Here is a 24,942-nt window from a genome sequence, read left to right on the forward strand (position 1 = left end):
GGGCACTAAGTCCCTTTAACTGTCACCAAAATATGTTTAAGTTGTTCTGACGCAGCATCAAAATCGTATTCGCTGAGTGTGACTAACAGCGCCTCTAATAGTCCGTTTAGTTCAGGGGTAATGGTTTGCTCAAGTAACAGTTCGACACTGTCCCCTACTGTTGAATCAAAATCGTCAATTTGCTCGGAAATCGAACCCAGTTTTACCAGCAAATCTTCATCACTGATAAAAAGCTGACTTTCGCTATGGGAGGCTGCACCTAATGAATTAATAACTTGCTCTTTAAACTGTGGCAATAAAACTTCTGCTGCATCAAAATCATATTCAGATAATGCCTCATAGAGTGCTTGCCCAAGATCTTGCTTCATCCCTTTAAGGCCATTAAGCACCTCTTCAATACTGTCCACAGCAGTGCTATCCATCATATCGATTTGCTCACTGAGCGCCTCTACTTGGGTTAAAAAAACCGCTTGGCTTGGCCAATTGTCTCCTAGTAAGGGGGAAGCTTGCTCTGCATCTTGCTGATTGGCATGTGCCATATCATGCTCAATCTGAGTCACCATTTTGTCGATTTGAGTGCTGCATTCATTAAACAGTTGAATAATGACCTCAGATTCCACACATTCACCAGCTTGTTTTTGCTCGTTCAGTGCAGCTTCTAATTTAGCGGCTAAAGGCACGACAAAATTAGCCCCAACATTACCCGCCACTCCCTTTACAGTGTGAATGGCAATAATCGCTGTGGTGATATCTTTGGCTGCAATGGCTTGTTTTACCCGCTCAATTGCATCTGATTCTGAGGCCGCCACTTTAGCGAGCATTTTTCGGTAAGCTTTTACGTTACCTGACATTCGACCAAGAGCAGTTTCAACATCAAAATCAGGCAATATTAACGCTGGAACCTTTGATTGCGCTTGCGGTTCTTCTTGTGAAGACTCATCTAAAGTGAGCCCTGTTGGCTCAATCCATTTGGCTAATGTTTGGTAAACTTGCTGAGGATTAATTGGCTTAGGTATATGATCATTCATACCTGCAGCCTCACATTTTTCTCTATCGCCGCTCATCGCATTTGCTGTCATAGCAATAATAGGTATAGATTGCATATGGGCATGTTGTCTAATGGTTCTGGTTGCCTCATAGCCATCCATCACTGGCATTTGAATGTCCATCAATATTGCAGCATATTCGTGTTCAAGCGCCATATTCACCGCGATTTCACCATTACACGCACATGACACTTTCAAGCCTGCCATATGCAACAGTTCTGTGGCGATCTCCTGATTTATGTCATTATCCTCAACCAATAATACGTGAGCACCGACGATATCTTTCGCCGCAGATACATCCATTTTATTATGATTACTGGTAGACTTTATTGCCGCAGTTTTTCCCATGACACTCAATACGGTATCCAATAATGTTGAGGCGCTTACCGGCTTAGTAATCGCACTATCAATACCAACATCACTGGCTTTTTTAAGCATTTCATCACGGTCGTATGCAGTCACAATCACAAGTTTAGGTTGTTCTGACAACATCGCATCTTCACGGATAAGTTGACACAGTTCGACCCCATCCATACTAGGCATTTTCCAATCTGCCAATATCAACTGATAGGGTTTACCTTGCTCATCTGCTATTTTGATTTTCTCAATTGCTTCAGTTCCTGATGCAGCCACATCAGGTAAAAAGCCAAGGCTTTCAGACAAGGAAAACAAAATCTCTCTCGCTGCTACGCTATCATCAACCACTAAAACAGGTAAATTCAATAAACTTTTACTTGATACTGACTGCTCAATATTAGCTTCATCAGTCGGTTCAAAGGTTGCAGTGAAGAAAAATGTACTGCCTTTTCCAGCTTCACTTTTCACCCCAATAGCGCCACCCATCATTTCAGTTAAGGTTTTACAGATAGTTAACCCCAGTCCTGTGCCGCCATACTTACGGGTTGTAGAAGCATCTGCTTGACTGAATGACTGGAATAGTCGCGACTGCTGCTCGGGTGTCATTCCAATCCCCGTGTCTTTGACAGAGAATTCAACAGTGACAACATCATCAAATTGTTCAACCAAACGAGCACTGACAATAATTTCACCTCGTTCAGTAAACTTCATAGCATTATTGGCAAGGTTTAACAGTATTTGGCCTAACCTCAATGGATCACCTTTAAGGCCAGTGGGCATATTCGGCTCAATATCGATTAATAACTCAAGGCCTTTTTGTTGGATTTTATGAGAAATCATCTGCACTAGGCTGTCAAAGCTATCGTTTAAATTAAACGGGATCACTTCAAGATCAAGTTTACCGGCCTCGATTTTTGAGAAGTCCAAAATATCATTAATGATACCTAATAGTGATTCGGCCGAATTTTGAATTTTGGCAACATAGTCTGATTGCTTGCGGGTAAGATCGGTTTGTTGAGTTAAATAACTCATACCGATAATGGCATTCATCGGTGTGCGAATTTCGTGACTCATATTCGCTAAAAAGTCACTTTTAGCTTTAGTCGCTTCATCAGCAATTTTAACCGCGTCTTCTAACTGGCGGGCATTTTCTTTCTCATCGGTTATATCAATGAAGTTACCGACTAAACCAGCAGGCTTATCATTGCTGTCCTTAAACCCTGTCACCCAATAGAGAGTGTCATGGACTTTCCCATCACCAAATGGAATGCGCATTTCTTTCTTTAACGTCGTTTGATTGCAAATGACGTCAGTATCTTCCGCTTGATATAACTTGCGATCATCTGCACTTAAATAAGTTAAATCAGCGACTTTAAGTCCTACTAGCTCTTTAGCTTTAACATTGAAGGTCTCTTCATAGGCTTTATTAAAACCTAAGAATCTCCCCTCAGCATCTTTATAAAATAATGGCAGAGGAACGGTATCAATCAATATTTGCTGTAATTTCATTTGCTCAGCAAGTGAGCTTGTTGCCTGTTCAGCTTTTTGCATCGCGTTTTTCAATGCATCTTCTGCTTCCTTACGCTCAGTGGTATCCCTCACAATACCGGTGAACATCTGCTCTTGATCAATCACCGCTTCACCAACAGCGACCTCAACCGTAATCTCTTGGCCATTTTGGCGAAGACCTGTTAGTTCAAATACTGAAGTATCACCGCTGCTCGCTTTATTCAGCAAGTAGTGGCTGTGAAATGCCGGTTGTATCAATTGGTCGATATTAGTATTAATCACTTCATCAGAGCGATAACCAAATATTGCCTCAGCGGCTGGACTAAACTCTTCAATTACACCTAATGTATTTACCACAATGATTCCGTCAGAGGCATTATCAATAATGGTGCGAGTTCGCTGCATTGAGACTTCCAACGCTTTAGTGCGATCATGGACTAACAATTCAAGTTCTTTTCTTGAACGAGTTAATGCCCTTGTCGCTCGTGTACCGACTCTTAAGGTAAACAAGGTACTACCGAGCATTAAAGCCAATGAAATAAACACCACAGACCACACGGTTCTCTTGAAGGTATTGATAAGTGCAAAAGACTCTTCAACATCAACTTCAGCCGCTAAGCCCATCGATAGCCTCTCATCCCATAGCCAACTACCAATGACTTTTACACCTCGATAATCATTATATCCATCAAGGTTCTTCCCAGATGTTTTGTTGCTAATACCTTGCGCCATTTCTGTCAATTCCCAGTCGGGATTGGGCGGAATAATGTTGTTTGCTCTAAGTAAATTAACACCAGGATTGGCAACACGAATATTAAGCGAGGCATCTTGATTTTGATCAATTAATCCAATGTCACGCAGCTGGCTTTCAAATCGCACGTTAGAGAGTAATAACCCAGCTTTATCGACAGCATAAATTTCACCACTATGACCAATAAACCCAGCAGACAAAATTGATGAGAAAACACCATTAAAGTTGATTCGCTTAGTTAAAATGGCAATAACTTGGTTATTACTATCAACGACAGGGGATGCAAAAAACATCGTCGTGGGTTTATCATCAACTTGGCTCTCAACACTTTCAGAAAAATACACATCAGATCGAATAGGTGGAATGAAGACATTTTCACCAGCAAGCACTTTATTGAGTAATTCAGGGTGATGTTGGTTAATAAGATTAATGTCGCCAATATTTGAATTACGTCGTGATGATAAATTCACCATATTGGGAGAGATGATGAAGAAACCATAAGAGCCTGGTTCGCCTTCTCTATCACTGAAAAACTGTCTAATTTCTGATTGAATCGGCGACTCTAATAACGCATCTCGATCGCGCGGGATCACCAACAACTGTTCCACCATATTGACCAGTTCTTTATTACGAGCCACTTGCTCTAAACCATCTAATTCGTAGTCAACCCAGTAAAATAACCGCTGATGGGTGGAAGTAAGCAAGGTGTGTAAATTGTACTCAACTTCGCCGCGATTTTTGTGTTCCGTATATTGAATGATAATCGCAATAAGCATTAATAAAATCAGCGCTAACATGCTTAAACCAATCAATACTGAACGCTTAAAGCTTTTAGAGCCAAATTTATTGGCTAAATCGGCATCACTCGTTTTTAAAATTTTTGAACTAACCAACATTCCTAGCACAAACAAGCCTATGACAATCAAAATACCCGTGAGCAATGAGTAAATTAATTTGGGCTCAGTGTCTGCTGTCGTCGATACATTGTTGGATAACCAATCATTTTTAGTTAACATCAAATCACGTAATTTAAGTGAATTTAAGCCTTTTTGTAGTATCGAATGTAGAATAGGATGCTGTATGTTGCTGTATAAGTGAACCGAGGTTGGTGGAAAAATATCTTCATCGATTGCCCTTATTAATGAGCTCAGTTCATCTTGCTTAAGTGAATGTTGTATCGCAATTTCTGAATCTAGCAGTGCATCGACTTCTCCAGATATGACCCGTTCAATAGAGTCTTGCATATTGGCGGTTTCGACAATGATCATTTTAGGGTAGAAGCTCTGCAACTTTCTGATTGAAGTATAACCCTTTGGTATGGCAATCTTTGCGGCGGCTAAATCGATACTATTTTTAAATCGAAGGTTATCTGCTTTTACATGAAACAGTTCCCTAACTAAAAAAAACGGCGTGGTGTAATAGCCAAACTCTTTCCGAGCTTCTTCCATATAGGCGTCAGGGATTAAGTCTATTTCTCCACGATTGAATGCTTCAATGTTGCTATTCCACTCGCCTTCAACCACTTCAAGCTGCAAACCTGTCTTATTGACAATTTTATTGACAACAGCCCCTGCGAAACCGCCTATCTTTCCATCTTCCTGCATAAAGAGCATAGGTGGCCAATCATCAATGGCTATAACCACTTTATTATCTTTGATCCATTGTTGCTCTTCAGCTGTTAAGCCGACTTTTTCAACCTGTTTAATAACAAGCTCATTCGCAGAAGAACGCAATATGATTTTATCTGCAAATTCAAACAATAATTCAAGGTAGTCTTGTTTTAGCTCGTGATAAATATCACTATTAATGATATCCATCGCTTGTTTACGATTATCGTTTTTAATCAGCGATAAGGTGCGGTTTTCAAGGATAATTAACTGTTCATTGGTTTGTTCAAGTTTCTCAATCAGTACTTTGTCATCAACATGTTGCCTAGACAATAAGGTACTAATAAGTGTTGTTAGTTTAGGCTCATATTCATGATAACGACTTAACCATTTTTCATCTCCCGAAAATGCATAGCTTAATACTGACGATGTCAAAATCTCGTCATAGTATTGTAATTCTGTAGTGAGACTTTTAATTTCGGCTTCAGATAAATGCTTGTAAGCAGTAGGAGCGGGCTCAGCCGTTGATGAAGGGAGATATAGGCATAAAAAAGCAGCCGCCAATACAATCAATAACAAACGGAATGAAGAAGTAGAAAGATTGCCTGAGGGCATAGTAATGCATCCTTACATCAAAAAATACCACACTTAAATCTACACTTAAAATTATTGGTTAACAAGACTTTAAACATGAAGCAAAATTGTTAAACTCATGATTTTGATAGCCATATACAAGTTATACAATAAACATAAAAACGCAGTGAAATGGTAGTAAAAAAACCTAATTCTTCAGAAGAATATAAATCACTGATTTGTCATTATTATGCAGTTCAAGGTCTTTAGAATTACTTCCCATTTATTGGCAACTGATAAAGAGTCTCATTGGTTTTTGCGTAACTTAATCGAGCTATTCGCTGCGTAGTATGATAGCTATCAAGCCCTGACACTGTTGTTGTATTAAGCGACTCTATATCAATATAACCATCAGTTTTCACCGCAGCATCATCCACTAACACATGGGTGACTTCTCCAATGACGAGTATCGTATTATTGATTGTTAATGGCACAATTTCTCGTACAGACAAAGAAAACTTAAGCTGACTTTGTTGAACAAATGGTGCAGCAACACCATCGATATAGGTTTCTGTCAGCCCTACTGCATCAAACTCTGAAATAGCATCATCGTACCTAGCCGAAGTTTGGTGTGCCTGCTGATAAATATCTGCCGATACGTGGTTGATGGTGTAACCACCAGTGCGTTTGATATTGGCTAAGGTATTTCGGGGGACCGCTTTATTCTCAGCGGCGCTGATGTTCGCTTTTTTGAGGGTGTTATTTTCTGGTGTGGGCTGCACAGCCGTGGGGCGAATGATCATGCCGACTAACGCAGGCGACGCGCCAATGTGAAACACCGAGCTTATCATCGCCAAATTAGTGATGCCTTGTTCGTCAATTGTTGCCACTAGATTGGCGCTTTTAAACCCTGATAAGCTATTGATAAATCTTGCTCGTTGACGAGCTGCAAAGCCATTAATATCTGCTGAACTAAAATGCTTCATTGCCATAATATGATGACGTTTCCTGTAGGTTGTAAGTAGTAGGTTGTAAAATGCATTCTGACTATGGTTAGCGCTGATTCAAAGTAAGGTTTCTCGATGCCAGTGTGCCGAGCTGAACATTAGATATTATCTAAATTGGCTAATAATCCGTGGGCATGCTTCAGTATACGATCCCTATCAGCCTCTGGTTTTTTAAGCCAATTGGCGTACACCATTCTAGTGCGAGGGTTGGCATTAAAACGGTGTTGATGCTTATCCATAAAGTGCCAGTACATCGAGTTCAGCGGGCACGCATCCTCCGTGTCAATTTGATTCACCTTGTAGTGGCAGTCTGTGCAATAGTCGCTCATTTTTTTAATATAGTTACCGCTAGCGGCATAGGCTTTTGAACCAACAATGCCACCATCAGCAAACTGGCTCATCCCTCGGGTGTTGGGCATTTCAACCCACTCAATCGCATCGATATAAATACCTAAATACCACTGGTCTACCTCATCAGGGTGAATGCCAGCAATCAGGCAAAAGTTACCCGTGACCATTAAACGCTGAATATGATGAGCATAGGCATAATCGAGGGATTGTTTAATGGCATGGTGTTGACAATTCATCTTGGTATTAGCGTCCCAAAACCAACTGGGCAAGGCTTGAGTAGCATCTAAATAGTTTAGCTGTTGATACTCGGGCATATTGGCCCAATACACGCCACGAACAAATTCACGCCAACCTAAAATTTGACGAACAAACCCTTCAATTTGAGCTATTGAAATGGCACCCTCTGCTTGGCGATAAGATGCAATCGCGGTGTCGACCACATGTTGTGGACTGAGCATTTTGCTATTAATGGCAAAGGATAGCCGAGAGTGGTATAAGCTCCATTGTCGCTGAGAAAGCAAGGTATCAAGTTGGCCAGTCATCGCATCTTGAAATTGACCAAAACGCACTAAACAAACGCGACAAAAATGCACTAATAAATCCTGTGACTCCTGACGCGTTACAGGCCAAAGCAAGGTCTGTGACATGTTACCTATGGTGTGAATGTCATGGCGCTTTAGCCGTGCAATTATTTCGCTAACATCATGACTGAAGACTAATGCTTCGGGTACATGTTCAAAGTCAGCAGGGGTTAACTTTTTCCTGTTTTCAGCATCATAATTCCATTGCCCACCTTCTGGATTGTCTCCATCCATCAGTAAATTAACCCGTTTACGCATCTTGCGATAAAAGTGCTCTAAACGGTGTTTCTTACCCGCTTTGAAGTACTCATTGAGCTCTGAATCAGACAAATAAAAGTGCTCTGTTTCATAGGCTTGAGTCGTAAAACCTGTGTTGAAATTCATATCATTCGCTAACTGCTCTCGCAAGCGATACTCATCAGGTAACTGATACTCAAACTGTGTAGCTTGGTATTGCTCAATCAGGCTATGGAGTAATTCAGGTAAATCTATAAATGACGCTGTGTCATCTAACGTTAAATAGCACACACGATGCCCAGCTTGCTGTAGTGCCTTAGCAAAGGCACCCATTGCCGCAAAAAAAGCACACACCTTTTGCCCATGATGACGGGTGTAGTTTGTTTCTTGTTTTAGCTCAGCAATAACATATAAAGTCTCTGGACAGGTCTGACGAAACCAAGAATGTGACGCATTAAGTTGATCGCCTAAAATCAGTCGTAATCGATTGGCTGTTTTCATGACGTTTCCTTTTTAACTAATGGCTTATTAGCTAGTTCAGCCTTAGTCAGTTTTGTATTCACGGGTAAGGTATTCGCTAAGCTTGCATTAACTGATCGTCTTTCACCCGCACAGCGCTTAGAGCAGTACTTCACATTTGGCCAATCTCGCTGCCATTTTTTACGCCAACTAAACGGCCGCTGACAAACCAAACAAATTTTTTCAGCAAGGGTGCTTTTTACGCCAACGGATTTTCTCATTAATCATGCCTAACATGACGCAGCAACAAACGCTGCGCTTCTTGTTTTACCTGTGGGCGGCTTCGCCATTGCCACAACAGACTTTGCGCCGCTTTATAGCTTTCAGTTAGATCAACAATTGGCTCAGGGTATTCAATACCGAGTTGCACTTGATGCATCATTTGCTCCATTGGTGACAACATCCAAGGTGAATGCACTAAAGGAGCTGGAATATCTGCCAGTTCAGGTAACCATTTTTTGACAAACTCGCCATCAGAATCTTTTTCGATACCTTGCTTTACAGGGTTATAAATCCGAATGGTATTGATGCCAGTAACCCCAGCTTGCATTTGGAATTGGCTGTAATGGATCCCTGGCTCAAAGTCTAAAAACTGCTGGGCAAGATGCTGCACACCTAAACGCCAATCAAGCTGTAAATGATGGGTCAGAAAACTCACTAACATGGCACGCATTCTAAAGTTGATATAGCCCGTGTGAATTAAACATCGCATACACGCATCCACCATAGGAATACCTGTTTTACCGGTTTTCCATGCCTCTAACTTGAGCATAGCAGCAGCCCCTTCGGCTCGTGGTAAATCAATGTAGCCACGATTGACCGGTCTAAACTCCATTGCTGATTCACTTTCAAACTTTTGGATAAAATGGCAATGCCAGTGCAACCTTGAGCTTAACGCCACCAGACTGCGCCGCCAGCCTTTGGTGTTCCAGTGTTGTAAAAGTTGCTGGTATACCTGACGCAAACTTATATTGCCCCACGCCAAATATGCCGACAGGCGTGAACAGTGAATTTGGCTTAACAGTGGGCTCGATAATGAGTACGCATAAGATTGGCCACGCCCTTCAAAAAACGACGTTAGCGTTTGCCAAGCTGATTGTTCGCCACCATATTGAAATGTGCCTATAGCGTTGGGCAGCGAGGCTGCACATCGACTCAATGAACCTTTCGCTTCATCATCAATCAGCCAATCAATTACCGATAAATCAATATTTGCTAAGGGCGCACGCATAACCTTTTGCCAGTGCTTGTCCCAATTTTGTCTATCAGATAAACCTCGTATCACTGCCCCATAGGGTGTTTCATGCCAATCAATGCCTTGAATTTCACACCATTGCCCCACCTCGATGTCACGTTCAAAGGTACTATTAAGCCCCACCTCTTGATGTGAATATAACGCCGATATACCAAATTGCTGATGTAAGTCTGTTAAGGTTTCTGTCACGTTATCAAGACTGCAACGTAATGCGCCTTGAGGGACTCGTTGCTGGATATCCTGTAAGGATTGATTGATAAACTGTAAGTGGCGAGCGGAAGTGTGTTTGTCGTTAACGACTATGGGCTCAAAACAATATAAAAGTAATACAGGCAAACCCGAATTAATTGCCTCCAATAAAGGCGCGTGATCAGACAAGCGTAGGTCTCGTTTAAGCCACACAACCGCTATAGGCATTAGCCAGCCTCCTGATGTTCTTGTGGCCAATCGGCAGCATCAAGGCTATCTAAGTTTAACGCTAGATCTTGCTGCCATTGCTCGCCCAACCAATGGCGAATAAAAACATGCTGAGGGTCGTACATGGCTGTTTGTTTTTCGATATTGAAATGGCGACCACCACGTGGATCGACTCCAACGCCAGCAATGTACTGCCAGTTTCCCCAGTTGGATGCCACATCATAATCAATCAGTTGTTGCTCAAAATAGGCAGCGCCATAGCGCCAATCAAGGCCTAATTCATTCACTAAACAACTGGCTACAATCTGTCGCCCACGGTTAGACATGTAACCCGTCGTATTAAGCTGTTTCATGCAAGCATTGACCAAAGGATAAGGAGTATTACCTAAGCACCATTTTTTAAATCGCTCAGGGAAAAAACTTGTCAGAGGCTTGACTGCCGCTTGGCCTTTAAAATGAAATAACTGCGGACCATGTTGCCAAGCAAGCCAATGAAAATACTCCCGCCAAAGCAGCTCAAAGCCTATCCAGTATGTCGACTCATTCGCGCCATGTATGCGCTCATATTGCTTTAGCTGTGACCATAACGCCCTTGCCGACACATTGCCGAAAGCGAGAAATGGACTGAATTTAGTCGAATTTTCAAAGCCATCGAGTGCATTACGAGTTTGTTTATAGTCGCTGGCGTAATGACTCGAAAAATAATGTTCAATATGCTTATTAGCCGCATTTTCACCGCCAGAAAATAGAGCGGAAGATGGCGCTTGAAACTGACTGAAGTCGGTTTCATATTGGCTGACTAAGGTGATTGGTTGTGGCGAAATACCATTGAAGGTATCGCAAGGTAACTCCACTGGTAACTTCGCCTTTTCAACTTTACGGCGAAACTGCGAGAAGCTGTTCATTGCATCAATATAAGGCGTCATTTGCTGCTGACTGAACAAACCATTATTCCACTGTGCAAGTAGAGTGACATCTGGCAGGTTTTTACCTATTTGCTGCCAAGATTGCCTTTCATCCCAGCCCACTGATTTACTGTAACCTAGCGCATTAATGCGGTTTTGTTCGGCCAACTGAGTAACCACTGCAACTGGATTACCAAAATATAACTGCAATGAGTGCCCTAATACACTGAGCTGTTGTTGAAGATCTGCCAAGGATTGCAGTAAAAAACTGAGTTTGTGTGGTCCCATTGATTGCTGCTGGTAACATCTTGGTGTAAACCATTGCTCATCAAACACATAGGCAAAAGCCAAACTTGGCGTTTGCTGGTTTGAGCGACCACCATGCTGCACTGATTGCGCGTGACGCAATAACGAATTCAGCGCCATGTTGTCGTGTAAGCGAAGGTCTTGAGTAAACACAAATAAGCAGCGATTGTCTGACAAAACACACCCTAGAGATTATTCAAACATGCTATTGATACGAAGCGCACACCAGAAAGGTTTACTAGAAAAGTGAACTGCTAAGTGAGAGGTGGGAAGATCTGTATTCATCAATAGCAAATAGACTTATACCGCTTTGCTAAAGTTTATGTCGCTCTGCTATGGTTTATAGCGCTTTGCTAAGGCTTAAGTCGCTCTACTATGGTTTATACCGCTTTGCTATGGTTTATGTCGCTCTACTATGGTTTATACCGCTTTGCTATGGTTTATGTCGCTCTGCTGAGGTTTATGCCGCTTTGCTACGGCTTTTGATTCACAGCTAAAGGAGATGTTAGGGATCGTTTGGCTGCGCTTTGGTGTGAGACTTGCGACTGGCACTTTGTTGCTGCTCAAGTTCACGTTGATGGTTTTCATGATTAACCAGTACTAGGGTTAAATACATTTTCGTCGGCAATGACAACACCATCCCAAATGCCACACACATGGCGCTGAGAATAATCCCCTTCACTCCCATCACTTCAACAGTGTGGTTAAAGTTATGTAGATAAATACCAAGTAAAATCAGACAAATGCCACAACAAATACAAGTTCTAAGTATCACTATTAACGTTGAGCTTTTTATCATGGTTCACGTCCTTGATAATAAATCTGAGCAAGTTATATCTCGAATCGAGCGTATATCGGTATTTAGGTGCTCTACATCCTTATTCTAGGTAAACATGAGACGCTTGATCTACCCATTCAAATTAAGCAACTTATCCTTAGCCTAAGTTTTTTAAACGGTAACTTATATCGTCTAGCAAAACGCTTAGTGCTAAAGTAACCAACCTATTTACCCCAAGGGTTATTTGGATCTTGTGATGGCGCTGGGCGGTTTTTATTACGAGATTTATTTTGAGCATGATTATTTTGAGCATAGTTATCTTGCGCTCTGGGTTTATCTTTTCCGTACTTGTTGGGGCGACTGTTATTACGCTTCATTTCTTCGTAATCAGCTGTGGCCTTTTCACGCATTTCTGCAATTAACTCAACAGTCAGCTCTTGCGGCTTACGTGGCACGATGCCATCAGCAAAACCACGTTCACGGGGTTTTAGCTCAAACTGGGCAGCATTACCTTTTGGCATGCTTTTAAAACGATACAGATAAAAGCTTTCAACGCGTTCTCGCGCCCATTCGGTTTTCTTTAAAAACTTAAGGCATGACTCTAAACTGGGATTATTATTGAAACACTCTAAGCGCAGGGCTGCGTATAAAATCTTCCAGTCATAAAAATCAACTAGCTCAGCGACCATTGTTTCTGATTTTAAACCATGCAGTGGATTATTTCGTTGTAGTTCAACCATAAGAGATCCCAAAAATGCCGGTGAGCGAAATATAAACCTCATAATAGCAAGCAATCGACACGCTTAGCTATCTCGCTGGGTGTTTATCCCAAAAGCTTTTACTGTTCACTACGATACTTTTTACTCTGATGGCGATAATTGGTCTTTCTTTGTTCTAATAAACTCGGTATAACGGCGCAATGAAAATCCCAAAACGAATCCAACCTCTGGTTGAAGAAGGCTTAGTCGACGACGTCCTGCGCCAATTAATGAGCGGCAAGGAAGCCAGTGTTTATGTAGTGCGCTGCGGCGATGATATTCGCTGCGCCAAAGTCTATAAAGATGTTGATAAGCGCAGCTTTAAACAAGCCGTTCAATACCAAGAGGGACGAAAAGTTCGTAATAGCCGTCGCGCCCGAGCGATGGAGAAAGGCTCTAAGTTCGGCCGAGATCAGCAAGAAGAAGCTTGGCAAAACGCCGAAGTTGATGCGCTATATAAATTAGCCGCTGCGGGTGTTCGCGTGCCTGAGCCTTATGGTTGTTTTTCTGGTGTGTTACTAATGGAGCTCGTCACTGACAGTGAGGGGGGTGTCGCCCCTCGACTTAATGATGTTGTCTTTTCAAAAGAAGATGCCATACGCGATCACGCCAGTATGATTGAATACGCTAAATTAATGTTATGTGCTGGGCTTATTCACGGAGACTTATCAGAGTTTAACGTACTGGTTGATGACAAAGGCCCGGTGATTATCGACTTGCCACAAGCGGTTGATGCCGCAGCCAACAATAATGCAGTGTGGATGTTCGCCCGTGATGTAAACAACATGACAAACTACTACAGCCAGTTTGCCCCAGAGCTTGCTAACACCCAATATGCCAAAGAAATGTGGGCACTATTTGAAGCAGGAGAACTAACGCCAGACACTGAACTTACAGGTGAATTTGCAGAAAGCGAACACATCGCTGATGTTGACTCTGTGCTTGAAGAAATCAACGCAGCACGGGAAGAAGAGCAAGAAAGATTGCAGCGCATTATTGATGCGAATGAAGATTGATGCCAATGAAGATTGTTAAGAGAAACCTGAATGCAAACCGTATCTACCAGCGAGTGAAACAACTTACTCACTCGCTTTGGCAACCATAAACTCAACGAAAGCAATCACTAAAACAATCACTAAAGCCCAAGAATACTGAACATTGGGCTTCACTATACGGTCAGCCTATTTAGCTAAGTTCCTCCCCTCCTATCAAATCAATTTGAAAATACCACCCCTGTTAATAATGTTAATTTCAGGTTAGTGATATTGCGCATTTTATTTATGATTTTTATATTAAATTTACGAACTCATTCACAATCTGAAATGGGATAACGAACTTAGATTAGCGAGCTTGGCTCTCATAAGCACTTACACAATAAATAAGTCATCTTATGAGTACTATCGAATCAATCACCTTAATGCTAGCGCTAGTCTATAGCATCAGTTTACTTTACTGGAGTAAACAAAAATGGGGCGCGGCTATTAGCGCTGTATTACTTGGCTCTGCCCTGTTAATGACTCTCCATTGGCCGTTATTTGTCGGCCTAGTCGTGGCTCTGGTTGCGGTGACAATGTTAAATAAGTTTCAACCTGCACTGGCCCAAGGCGGCGCTGCTGGCGAAAGCTCAAGAGGCAATAACAAAGCCAACCAATTACGAGAAATGATAAGGCACTTACTGGCGTTATCTATGCTGCTTGTTGGGGTACAATTTGCCATCAATTCCGCCATGCTTAAAGCAGGAGTCGAACCCATATTGGTTCGTCCAGATATTGGCGATGCCTTTTTACCGATTGCAGGCGGAATAGAACTTAAAGCCATTTTAGGGCTGGGGTTATGGGATAAAAACCACCCTTCTGCTGCCGTCATGTTAGTGGTGGTTTTACTCACAGGCTTATTATGTAAGCGCGCCTTTTGTGGCTGGGCATGCCCACTTGGATTAGCTGGCGATTACCTTTACGCCCTTAGAAAGAAGTTCATCAAACAAGAGTTTGCTCCACCAGCTTGGTTAGACTGGATATTGCGCATGCTTAAATACTTGCTAATGGCAGCGCTGATTTTATTAGTCTTCACTATGCCGCTTGCCAGTATTCCTCATTATCTTGATGGTTATTATCACAAAGTCGCGGACTTAAAGATGGCGCTGTTTTTCTTAAAACCGACTATCATAAGCCTTATCTGTTTCAGTATTATTCTTGGTATTGCCGCTTGGAAGAAACAAGGATTTTGCCGATATATTTGCCCTTATGGTGCATTTTTAGGGCTACTCAGTTTTTTAAGTCCGTTCAAAATACGCCGCACCACTGAGCAATGTTTAATTGAAGGCAAAGGGATGAAGTGCGATAAATGTACTCGCGCTTGTCCAGCTAACATTATCGTTCACACTCAAACGACAATTCGTAGCGACGAATGCCAAGCTTGCATGAAGTGCATCTCAGCTTGCCCTAAACAAGAGGCGCTGCATTTTAGCACTCGTTGGGGAACTAAAATGTCTGCCAGAGGCTTAACAATATTACTGCTGTCATTGCTATTTATGATCCCACTTTGGGCATATGTTGGTGGTTTTTGGCATAGCGAAACGCCAACAGAAATAAAAATGATGTTAATACAACATTTAGGCAGTATTGGTCATTAATAAGCTAAAAGACTACTATTATGCACCTACAAAAATGCCGCTAACGTCATTGAGGTTAGCGGCATTACTTTTACCCGTTCAGTTAAACTGTATTTGAGGCACTATGCCGCTTTACTGGCAGCTTCTGCCTGGGTTGCTAAGTATTCATCAAACGTACCGTGGAAGCTCACTAACTGCTTGTCTTTCACATCAATGATATGCGTTGCCAATGACGATACGAACTCGCGGTCATGGCTAACAAAAATCAACGTACCTTCAAATAATTTAAGGGCGTTATTTAACGCTTCAATCGCTTCCATATCCATGTGGTTGGTCGGTTCATCCATGACTAATACGTTAACGTCTTGCATCATTAACTTGCCGTATAACAAGCGATTCTTTTCACCACCTGAGCAATTACGGGCTTTCTTGTTCGCATCATCTTCAGTGAATAACAAACGCCCTAGCATGCCACGCACCATTAAATCGTTATGCTTTGGCGTTCGCCATTGCGACATCCAATCAAACAAAGACAAGTCATTATCAAAGTCTTTGCTGCTATCCTGTGGGCAGTAACCAATCGCAGCGTTTTCAGACCATTTGATGGTGCCATGGTTATTCGCTAATTCGTTGACTAAACAACGCAGTAAGGTGGTTTTACCAACACCGTTTTCGCCAATAACCGCAAGCTTTGCGCCCGCTTCTAATATTAAATCGCCACCTGCAAATAAGCTTTCACCGTCAAAGCCATGACCTAATTCTTCAAGCACTAATGCCTGACGATGCATTTTTTTACTTTCATCAAATCGCAGTGATGGCGTCATACGGCTCGATGACTTCACTTCATCTAAACTGATTTTCTCAAGTTTTTTAGCACGAGAGCTTGCTTGTTTTGCTTTCGAGGCATTGGCGCCGAAACGATTAACGAAGTCTTGCAGCTCTGCCATTTCGGCACTCTTTTTAGCATTACCTGCTAATAATTGTTCTTGAATTAACCCAGAAGCTTCAAGGAAGTATTCGTAGTTACCAGGATAAATTCGCAGCTCACCGTAATCAATATCGGCCATGTGAGTACAAACGGAGTTCAAGAAATGTCTATCATGTGAAATGATAATCATGGTGCACTTACGTTGATTAAGTTCACCTGCCAACCAAGAAATAGTATGAATATCCAAGTTGTTGGTCGGTTCATCAAGTAACAAAATATCTGGGTTTGAAAATAGCGCCTGTGCCAGTAAAACCCGCAGTTTCCAGCCCGGTGCAACTTGTTGCATTAAACCAAAATGATAATGTTCTTCAATACCTGCTTCTAATAGGATTTCACCGGCACGAGATTCTGCGCTGTAGCCATCCATTTCAGCAAATTCACTTTCAAGTTCAGCGACTTTCATGCCGTCTTCTTCACTCATTTCTGGTAACGAGTAAATACGGTCACGCTCTTGCTTCACTTCCCATAGTTTTGCATCACCCATGATCACAGTATCAACCACACTGTATTGCTCGAATGCGAACTGATCTTGGCTCAATGTACCGACTTTCAAACCGGGAGTAATCGAGACATTACCAGAACTCGGTGCTAACGCGCCGCTAAGGATTTTCATGAATGTTGATTTACCACAACCATTAGCACCAATTAGACCATAACGGTTACCGTGGCCAAATTTAGCGGAGATATTTTCAAACAATGGCTCTGCGCCAAACTGCATGGTGATGTTGTTTGTACTAATGATAGTGGTAACCCTCGGGGTAAATAGTAGAAAAAGTGAGCTTAAAAGCAGCGCGGCAGTATACAGACTCTACTGTGTATTAGATACCCGAAAGATGAGTTTAATAGAGACTTGGGGCATGGATTGCGAAAGTAGGGTAAATATTAGCGGTTACGATTAGCTATCGATCTAGTGTCCCAAAAGCCAAGTTGTAAATTGATAGACACGATCATGATAAAAAATTCCCGCCCTCATGAACGCTAACAACGCAATGGATTAATCGTTTATCTGAGCATGAATGAGATGTTTGATATTAATGTTTGATATTAATGTTTGATATTAATGTTTGATCATAAGATTTGATCATAAGATTTGATCATTTCCAAACTCACTTTTGGACAAAAGTGAGTTTCGGAAAATAGGAATTTGGCAACTAGTAAATAACTACAGATATGAAAAGCAGCTCACTTGGTGGTGATTTAGTCATGTTTGACAACTTCAATAGAGTGAGAAAGCTCTTGAGCAAAATCAGCGAATGTACGAGACTTACGACCTGTCACTTCTTCAACGGTGTTAGTAGTCAGGGCATAGTCACCTTGAGTGAACCAGGTGATCATTTCCCCTAATTTGTCCGACAACCAGTCACCTAAACCTGCCTCTTTTAATGCACCGACAAGTGCAACTTCTGGGATATCAATGTAAGTAATCTCTTTACCACTTGCAGCACTCAGTAATTTAGCGTGCTCAGATGAAGTCAGCGCTTCAGAGCCTGTAATATGGTGCGTTTTTCCTTCATGCCCACTTTCTGTTAACGCTGCAACAGCAACCGCTGCAACATCGTTGATATCTACGAGACTGAGTGCCGTGTCACCAAGTGAAGAGTAAAAACGACCCTCTGCGTTTATGCTTGGAAGGTTAGCGTAGAAGTTCTGAAAAAAAGTATTAGGCTGAATTAACGTATAATCTAAACCCGATTTTTTGATCAGGTTGTCTGTATACGCGTGCTCTCTGATCACTTCTGAAGTTGCATCTAAACTTGCTTTCAGGCCCGACTGCTTAACAATGTGTTTTACGCCAGCTTCTTTTGCAGCCTGAATGACATTTTTCACCCAAGTTGTTGCCATAGGATGAATAGGCGTTAACAAATAAATTCTTTGGATATTTTTAAACGCGGAAATCAGTGAAGAGACATCATTGAAGTTTCCAATGCGAATACGTTCTTTTTCTAAATTAAGTCTTGACGCCTCTTCATATGTTGCCGCCATAGCACTAAAGTCTGCTTGCTTTTCTTTCAATTGATTAACAATGGCTGAACCTGTATTGCCTGTTGCGCCCATAACTAAGATTGTCATTGTGAATTATCCTGTGGTTTATAACGAAATAACGAGCCCGACAGCTCGTGAACAAAACAACTATAGATTGAACCGATAAATTTTAGTACGCTGATTAATGGGCAACATAATCCCGAAAATTGGGTTAATAAATCACTCTCAATCATCGGGAGAACAGAATGAAATACAGCAGTGAGTTAGTTGCTTTTATTGAGGTGGCGCGTCTTGGCAGTTTTGCAGAAGCTGCACGTTCACTTAACCTACCTACAACAACCATCAGTCGGAAGATTCAACTACTTGAAACAGAGCTAGGTGTTCGATTATTTAATCGCACCACCAGATCGCTATCTCTTAGTGAGGTTGGCGAGCGCTTATTGCCAAGGGCAAAATTAGTGGTTGATACTGTGCGCGAATTGAAAGATGAAGCGACATTTCACAAAGCGAATCCTGTAGGCACTTTACATATTTCTGCACCTGCAACGGTGTTTTCTCTTCTTGCTCCGCTGTTTTCGGAGTTTTTAAACAAATACTCAAGTATCAAACTAGAGTTTGACTCCTCAAGTCGAACCAAAGACTTAACGGCAGAACGAGCCGATTTCGCCCTTCGCCTCGGACCACTGAATGATTCATCACTCATTGCGATCCCCATATCACTATTACACTATTCACTTGTTGCCCATAAACAGCTCGTAGAGAAACATCCTCCAATCAGTAGACCTGAAGACTTGTTAAAGTGGCCCTGCATTCTAAACCACAATGATGGTTTGATATTGCCTTGGCGCTTCATGTTTCAGGGAGAGTCTATCGATCTTAATATGGATCACAGCTTACTATCGGATGATCTTATCATATCCGTTCAAATGGCCTTGCAAGGTGCAGGAGCGGCGTATCTGCCGACTGGATTAGTTCAACAGTATATCGACGAAGGAAGACTAATAAGCTTGTGTGAGGAATGGATCCCGCGAGGTAGAGAGCTATATCTGGTATACACCGACAAACAACATTTGCCTTCAAAATCTAAGGCGTTCATCCACTTTATCAAAAATAAACGTGAAGAAATTGCAGTATTGTTGAATGGCTAATTTGTTTAACTCCAAGATGCTCATCAATAAATGGGCATCGTAAGGAGCTAAACATTTATGAGGTTATTGGTTTGCTATCTAAGAACGGAGAGAGCAACCTGCAATATTGCCCTAACATCGTCACTGGTTTCGCCCTTCATCATCTGTAATTGAGCAAAGCTGATTTGGGCATAAATATAGATAGCAGCAAATCGGCTATCCATATCAATCGTTTTGAACTCACCTTTCTCTTTTGCCGCATCAACCCACTGCTCGAACGCCATGACGACATTTTCATAGGTTTTATCAATTTGTTCGATCGTTGATTCTCCTAGACTCAAGCGCGATTCTTTCATATTCGCAAACAGGCACCCTTTGGGCATTTCAGAGGTTTCATCCTCACTCGTGCTGTGGAATGCTAGATTTTGTAGGGTGTCGTTGAATGGGGCGTCTAAACTCAAAAAACTGAGCATTGGGCCGAGTATTGTCTTGTCGTAACGCTCTAGCACAGCATGCATCAAACCATCTTCGTCACCAAACTCGCGATAAATACCAGGCTTTGATACGCCTGCCAGTTTGCACAATTCATTTATCGATACCTGATTGATACCGAGTTTCCAATAATTTTGTTGTGCGATATCTAGCACATGATCACGGTCGAACTTTTTAGGACGACCACGTGATGCTTTTTTTTCTTCATTCATATTTTAGTACCGAGTGGTATTTTATTGTTGACAGTTTAATACTTCGCAATTAAGATACCACCCAGTACTTAATTACGCAAGAAACTTCAAAGGCATCTACTATGGCAAAACAAATCGTCTTACTTACTGGTATATCGGGCTTTATTGGTCTTCACATTGCAAAACAACTTTTAGATAAGGGTTTTCACGTCCGTGGCTCTATTCGTAATTTAAAAAAAGCACAGAGCATTAAAAATACGTTAGAGAAAGCATCTGCAGATGTAAGTGAATTGTCATTCATTGAACTAGACCTTACGTCAGATAAAGGGTGGGATAACGCCGCAGAGGGGTGTGACTATGTTATGCACGTTGCTTCGCCATATGCAGCAGCTGAGCCAAAACATGAAGATGAGATGATCAAGCCTGCTGTCGATGGTTCACTTCGCGCATTACGTGCTGCGAAAAAGGCAGGCGTAAAAAGAGTGGTATTAACAAGCTCTACGATGACGATGATGGCAACAATGAAGACTGGCACAATCGGACCCAATGATTGGGCTAATACCAACTCTAGAGACATTGGCACCTACGCAAAAAGCAAAACGCTAGCAGAGCAAGCGGCATGGCAATTTATGGAAAAACAAGATTCTGCTATGGAGCTTGTGACGGTCAACCCCGGAGGTGTGTTTGGTCCTGCATTGGGTGACGATATTACTGGGCAATCAATGACAATGATTGATCAGATGCTACGTGGAAAAATTCCAATGCTCGCCAATGTGGCAATTCCAATGGTCGACGTTCGAGATGTGGCAAGCGTCCACGTACAAGCGATGACTCACGCTAAGGCTGCAGGTCAGCGCATTGTGGCTTCTCGTTCAGAGCCAATTCACCTTAAAGAGATTGCAAAAATACTCAAAGAACATGGCTACAAAGGCCCAAGCACACGCATCGCGCCAAACCTATTAATACGTTTTATGTCTCTATTTGATAGTGAAGCAAAAGGTATGGTGGGTTTACTGGATATGAATATCGGTGCCGACAACAGTAAAGCACGAGAGCTATTTGACTGGAGTCCTCGTCCATTTTCAGAAACTGTACTTGATGCTGCAAAATCGATTATAAAGATTCAGGGAAAGTCATAATCCTCATGCTGTATGGGTATTCAATAAGTCATAGCTTAGAGATAGCTATAGACCTTTCCTATACATACTGAGACGCTCAAAGTGATTATCAGCTTTGGGCGTTTCTTCTTACAAATTTGGTTACAACAAACCGAGCTTTAAAGTGTCATATGCAGAATTGGAAAAGGTTTTCCCATATCATCGAGTGGCGATCGCGAAACGACTTTAAACCCCATATGCTCGTAGAAGCCTACTGCCAGTGGGTTTTGTTCATTAACATCGACCTTGGATGCACCTAACTGCTCTAGTGCGTATTGCAGTAGCACTTTACCAACGCCTTGCCCTCTTGCCTCGTTTAAGATGAAAAGCATTTCAATCTTTGAGTCGTGGATACCCACAAAACCTTGTATTGAGCCCGTTTCATTTTTAACACATCTTAACGTGACTGCAGGAAAAGCCTGCTCAATGATAATAGGTTTAAAAAATTCAATGTCTGCTTCTGTTATGAAGTCATGCGTAGCTCGGACTGAGTTTTCCCAAACATTAAGCATTTCTGCGTAATTTTCGGGAAGCACATTTTCTACAATCATTATGGTTTCTCTATCGTTGACTGAAATTTATGTGCAGCCGCGAGAGTGTATTTTATCGACAAAATAGATAACCGTCCATGTACTATCGACTTTGCTTGTGTCGACTTTGTTTTAGCCGACTTTGTTTTAGCCGACTTTGTTTTAGCCGACTTTGTTTTAGCCGACTTTGTTTTAGCTGACTTTGTTTTAGCCGACTTTGTTTTTGTCGACTTTGTTTTTGTCGACTTTGTTTTAGCCGACTTTGTTTTAGCCGACTTTGTTTTAGCCGACTTTGTTTTAGCCGACTTTGCTTTTGTTCGGCAATAAACCAAGCATCATCGCAGGAGTGAATAGCAACGCTTTCACAGATTGAAGTAGAAACTGATTGAGGCAAAAACAGAATTAGCACAGCAAACGAAGAGCAAAGCTAAATACACCCTCACTGGAACTCTTTCGCCATCTTGTTCATTTCGTCTTGTCTATTTAGTCTTGTCTATTTCGAGTGTTGTCACTTTCGCGGTTCTATCAATAAAGAGTGAAAATCCGAAGCGACATGGCTGATACAAAAAGGGGGAAGCTGGGTCACTCTTCGACGTACACTTAACAAAAGAGGGGCGAAGCACTACGACGTTGACTTGTTCAAATGGCCAACAAGGCATAACGCGCCATCATACATTGCTAAGCCTCTTTATTACGGTGCTGCCCATGTTAATGGTTCACACTGCTGGGGTTTAACTTGTAGTGGTTTGGGTTTGCGTGGTGTAGGTTTATCAAGCTTCTTTTTAGGCGCTGATTTAGCGGTGTAAAATTGTTGTTTCCACCAAGCGATGTCTTCACACCCATGACCTGGGTTTATCGGCTTTTGCGCCTTACAGTCTGGATTATCTTTGGGGCAGTTAAGGCGAACATGCATATGTGCACTATGCCCCCACCAAGGGCGGACTTTATTAAGCCAAGCATCATCAGCTTGTGTGCGCTCATTACACAGCTGCTGTTTGATTGCACCATTAACAAATATTCGTGCAACTTGTGGATCTTGAGCTGCAACTTTTATCATCAGTTTATGTTGTGGGCTCCAAGCAGCGGTATCGATTGCGAACTCTTGGTTATCTACCACTGTCAGCGCACGCGGCGATTTAAGCTCAGCTTTACTAAGCGGCTTCTCAGTTAGTCTCAACCAGATATCAACATCTAAACCAATCTGATGACTGTTATGGCCATAATCAAACTGGCCACCACGGGGCATCGACATATCCCCCACTAGAATTTGCTCAATCCCTTCACCTTGCAATTGCACAGCATATTGCTGCACAAAGTTCACCAAATTCGGATGACCATAATATCGATCTCTTTGCGGCCTAATCAATTGAAACCCTTTGCCTGATAAGGGCAAAGCTTCTGCGCCAGATAAACAGCCATTTGCATACTCGCCAATAGCTGCAGCGGGCCCTTCAAAAGGTGTTTTAGTATGCTCCCAAGGATTAAAGCGTGCCTGAATATTTGAGCTTGCCATAAGTAGCATCAAAATAATAACAACAGAAAAATACCGCATAACGACTCTCTTTTATTTGAACATTAAGCAAGGTACTAGCAAGGCTCAAAGCTAGGTTAAACTTCAGTTTTATAAGTGTAGAGGGGAATCACAAGAAGGTGGTTATTGTTTGATAAAAATTAATAGAAGATTGCTATAGCAGACCATAGAGCAAGTCGAATTAACAATGAAAAAAGCTGTCAAAACGTTTTGCGCAGTTACCAAGTATCCGCTTCAAATCTGGCAGTTCTAGCTTGCACTTCGGTACATTGTGTTTGCTGGATAAGCTCTGCAAGCGTAATACTAGGGGTTTCGGTGATTAATCGGATCAGTTTAGCTTCTAAAGGTTCCAGTTTATCGGCATGCACAATTAACGCCGCTGATATTTTCTTACTTAGGTAGGCAAAGGATTCTTGGCTTACTGAGTTAAGTTGACTATTAAATGATTGAACCTTAATCGCCTCTCCTACTAGAGCCCAGTTTCTTGAACGGCGCACGCGCTTAAGCTCACAATGATGCTCAACAGCTATCACTTTTGCTTGATTAACACTCTCTCTGCCGATGCGATGAATAAGCGAAGGTAGTGAAATAGTGATAGGGTCTTTATGCATAGGATTTAGATTTTATTCTTAGGTGTTATTTTCAGATAAATGTCGAATTAACTTAGCAGGGGTGCCACCGTAGAGGCAATCTGCAGGCACATCTTTTGTCACCACAGAGTTTGCAGCAATCACTGAGCGAGCGCCAATGGTCACCCCTTGATTGATAATTGCATTACCACCAATCCATACATCATCTTCAACCACAATAGGCAAACAATGGGTCTGCCATTGCTGGCGCTGACGATAATCTAAATCATGGCTTGCCGAGTAAAACTGAGTATTCGGCCCCACAAGGACATTATTCCCTAGCGTGATAAAACTGCCATCAAGCATGGTGACATTAAGATTAATAAAGCTGTTATCACCTATTGAAATCGTTTTACCAAACTCACATGAAAAAGGTGAACGAATGACACTGCCTTCACCAAAGTGAGCAAATAAGCGCTTAAATAGCCCAAGACGACTTGCGTCATCAACGGTCTGATTAAGCTCTACTAACATCAAGGTTGCATCATCACGCATGGCATTTAATTCTCTATCGCCACCATTAAATGCCTGACCCGATGTCATTTTTTCAAACTCGCTCATGTTAATCCTTCGTCAGTCAATTATTTACCTTTCATCACTTTCAAAGATAATACTTGGGAATGGGTTGAGATGCTTTCAATTTGTGTGAGTTTAGCGACATGTCTAAACTTTTAAAGATAATAGAATCGTGTTTTTGAAGATAAAAAAATGCCAGTCAATTTACATCGACTGGCATTAGGCTGTAA

19 protein-coding genes and 1 pseudogene are annotated in these 24,942 nt (G+C 41.9%); 5 read left to right on the top strand and 15 right to left on the bottom strand.

Annotation, left to right across the window (positions count from 1 at the left end):
* Positions 1–5: 5 nt before the first annotated feature.
* The 8 genes and pseudogenes from J8L86_RS11090 to J8L86_RS11125 form a co-directional block, all read right to left on the bottom strand.
* Positions 6–5,885: a response regulator gene (locus J8L86_RS11090; protein ID WP_211030322.1), complete on the bottom strand. Its 5,880-nt coding sequence runs from the start codon at positions 5,883–5,885 to the stop codon at positions 6–8.
* Between the two features lie 230 nt (positions 5,886–6,115).
* Positions 6,116–6,829 carry a flavin reductase gene (locus J8L86_RS11095; protein ID WP_211030550.1) on the bottom strand — a complete coding sequence of 238 codons (714 nt, stop codon included), beginning with the start codon at positions 6,827–6,829 and terminating at the stop codon, positions 6,116–6,118.
* Positions 6,830–6,948: 119 nt separating this feature from the next.
* Entirely contained in the window at positions 6,949–8,520 is a 1,572-nt protein-coding gene (locus tag J8L86_RS11100) for a cryptochrome/photolyase family protein (protein WP_211030324.1), read from the bottom strand.
* Between the two features lie 92 nt (positions 8,521–8,612).
* Positions 8,613–8,759 (bottom strand): annotated as a pseudogene (locus J8L86_RS21160) (DUF2256 domain-containing protein); the annotation flags it as partial.
* Entirely contained in the window at positions 8,759–10,210 is a 1,452-nt protein-coding gene (locus tag J8L86_RS11110; RefSeq protein WP_211030327.1) for a deoxyribodipyrimidine photo-lyase, read from the bottom strand. The pseudogene J8L86_RS21160 and the gene J8L86_RS11110, both read right to left, overlap by 1 nt.
* Positions 10,210–11,598, bottom strand: coding sequence for a DASH family cryptochrome (locus J8L86_RS11115; protein ID WP_247663342.1), 1,389 nt, complete (start codon positions 11,596–11,598; stop codon positions 10,210–10,212). The genes J8L86_RS11110 and J8L86_RS11115 overlap by 1 nt, the downstream gene beginning before the upstream one ends.
* A 328-nt stretch (positions 11,599–11,926) precedes the next feature.
* Entirely contained in the window at positions 11,927–12,220 is a 294-nt protein-coding gene (locus J8L86_RS11120; protein WP_065109913.1) for a hypothetical protein, read from the bottom strand.
* Between the two features lie 203 nt (positions 12,221–12,423).
* Positions 12,424–12,939 carry a VF530 family DNA-binding protein gene (locus tag J8L86_RS11125; RefSeq protein ID WP_065109912.1) on the bottom strand — a complete coding sequence of 172 codons (516 nt, stop codon included), beginning with the start codon at positions 12,937–12,939 and terminating at the stop codon, positions 12,424–12,426.
* Between the two features lie 179 nt (positions 12,940–13,118).
* Between J8L86_RS11125 and J8L86_RS11130 the strand changes: the two genes are divergently transcribed.
* Both J8L86_RS11130 and J8L86_RS11135 read left to right on the top strand, forming a co-directional pair.
* Positions 13,119–13,973 carry a PA4780 family RIO1-like protein kinase gene (locus J8L86_RS11130; protein ID WP_211030329.1) on the top strand — a complete coding sequence of 285 codons (855 nt, stop codon included), beginning with the start codon at positions 13,119–13,121 and terminating at the stop codon, positions 13,971–13,973.
* Between the two features lie 374 nt (positions 13,974–14,347).
* On the top strand, positions 14,348–15,589 hold the full coding sequence (locus J8L86_RS11135; RefSeq protein ID WP_211030331.1) for a 4Fe-4S binding protein: 1,242 nt from the start codon (positions 14,348–14,350) through the stop codon (positions 15,587–15,589).
* A gap of 101 nt (positions 15,590–15,690) precedes the next feature.
* Here the strand turns inward: J8L86_RS11135 and J8L86_RS11140 are convergent, their stop codons facing one another.
* Both J8L86_RS11140 and J8L86_RS11145 read right to left on the bottom strand, forming a co-directional pair.
* On the bottom strand, positions 15,691–17,298 hold the full coding sequence (locus J8L86_RS11140; protein ID WP_211030553.1) for an ABC-F family ATPase: 1,608 nt from the start codon (positions 17,296–17,298) through the stop codon (positions 15,691–15,693).
* Positions 17,299–17,753: 455 nt separating this feature from the next.
* On the bottom strand, positions 17,754–18,626 hold the full coding sequence (locus J8L86_RS11145; RefSeq protein WP_065109908.1) for an SDR family oxidoreductase: 873 nt from the start codon (positions 18,624–18,626) through the stop codon (positions 17,754–17,756).
* 158 nt (positions 18,627–18,784) lie between these two features.
* On the opposite strand from J8L86_RS11145, the gene J8L86_RS11150 reads away from it, so the two are divergent.
* Positions 18,785–19,687 carry a LysR family transcriptional regulator gene (locus tag J8L86_RS11150; RefSeq protein WP_211030333.1) on the top strand — a complete coding sequence of 301 codons (903 nt, stop codon included), beginning with the start codon at positions 18,785–18,787 and terminating at the stop codon, positions 19,685–19,687.
* Positions 19,688–19,761: 74 nt separating this feature from the next.
* Here the strand turns inward: J8L86_RS11150 and J8L86_RS11155 are convergent, their stop codons facing one another.
* The gene (locus tag J8L86_RS11155) at positions 19,762–20,370 is read right to left on the bottom strand and encodes a TetR/AcrR family transcriptional regulator (RefSeq protein ID WP_211030335.1); all 609 of its coding nucleotides are present in this window, start codon (positions 20,368–20,370) and stop codon (positions 19,762–19,764) included.
* A 101-nt stretch (positions 20,371–20,471) separates the two neighbouring features.
* On the opposite strand from J8L86_RS11155, the gene J8L86_RS11160 reads away from it, so the two are divergent.
* The gene (locus tag J8L86_RS11160; RefSeq protein ID WP_211030337.1) at positions 20,472–21,488 is read left to right on the top strand and encodes an SDR family NAD(P)-dependent oxidoreductase; all 1,017 of its coding nucleotides are present in this window, start codon (positions 20,472–20,474) and stop codon (positions 21,486–21,488) included.
* Positions 21,489–21,625: 137 nt separating this feature from the next.
* On the opposite strand, the gene J8L86_RS11165 is transcribed toward J8L86_RS11160, so the two are convergent.
* On the bottom strand, positions 21,626–22,057 hold the full coding sequence (locus tag J8L86_RS11165) for a GNAT family N-acetyltransferase (RefSeq protein ID WP_211030339.1): 432 nt from the start codon (positions 22,055–22,057) through the stop codon (positions 21,626–21,628).
* Between the two features lie 45 nt (positions 22,058–22,102).
* On the opposite strand from J8L86_RS11165, the gene J8L86_RS21165 reads away from it, so the two are divergent.
* Positions 22,103–22,363, top strand: coding sequence for a pentapeptide repeat-containing protein (locus J8L86_RS21165; protein WP_247663346.1), 261 nt, complete (start codon positions 22,103–22,105; stop codon positions 22,361–22,363).
* Positions 22,364–22,727: 364 nt separating this feature from the next.
* On the opposite strand, the gene mepA is transcribed toward J8L86_RS21165, so the two are convergent.
* The 3 genes from mepA to J8L86_RS11185 form a co-directional block, all read right to left on the bottom strand.
* Positions 22,728–23,588 (bottom strand): penicillin-insensitive murein endopeptidase, encoded by an 861-nt coding sequence (gene mepA, locus J8L86_RS11175; RefSeq protein ID WP_211030343.1) that lies wholly within the window; start codon positions 23,586–23,588, stop codon positions 22,728–22,730.
* A gap of 197 nt (positions 23,589–23,785) precedes the next feature.
* The gene (locus tag J8L86_RS11180) at positions 23,786–24,178 is read right to left on the bottom strand and encodes a ribosome recycling factor family protein (RefSeq protein ID WP_211030344.1); all 393 of its coding nucleotides are present in this window, start codon (positions 24,176–24,178) and stop codon (positions 23,786–23,788) included.
* An 18-nt stretch (positions 24,179–24,196) separates the two neighbouring features.
* Complete coding sequence (locus tag J8L86_RS11185) at positions 24,197–24,757, bottom strand: sugar O-acetyltransferase (protein ID WP_080914983.1); 561 nt, start codon at positions 24,755–24,757, stop codon at positions 24,197–24,199.
* Positions 24,758–24,942 lie beyond the last annotated feature (185 nt).

Source organism: Shewanella sp. MMG014 (assembly GCF_018100775.1).
Taxonomy (GTDB): Bacteria; Pseudomonadota; Gammaproteobacteria; order Enterobacterales; family Shewanellaceae; genus Shewanella; species Shewanella japonica.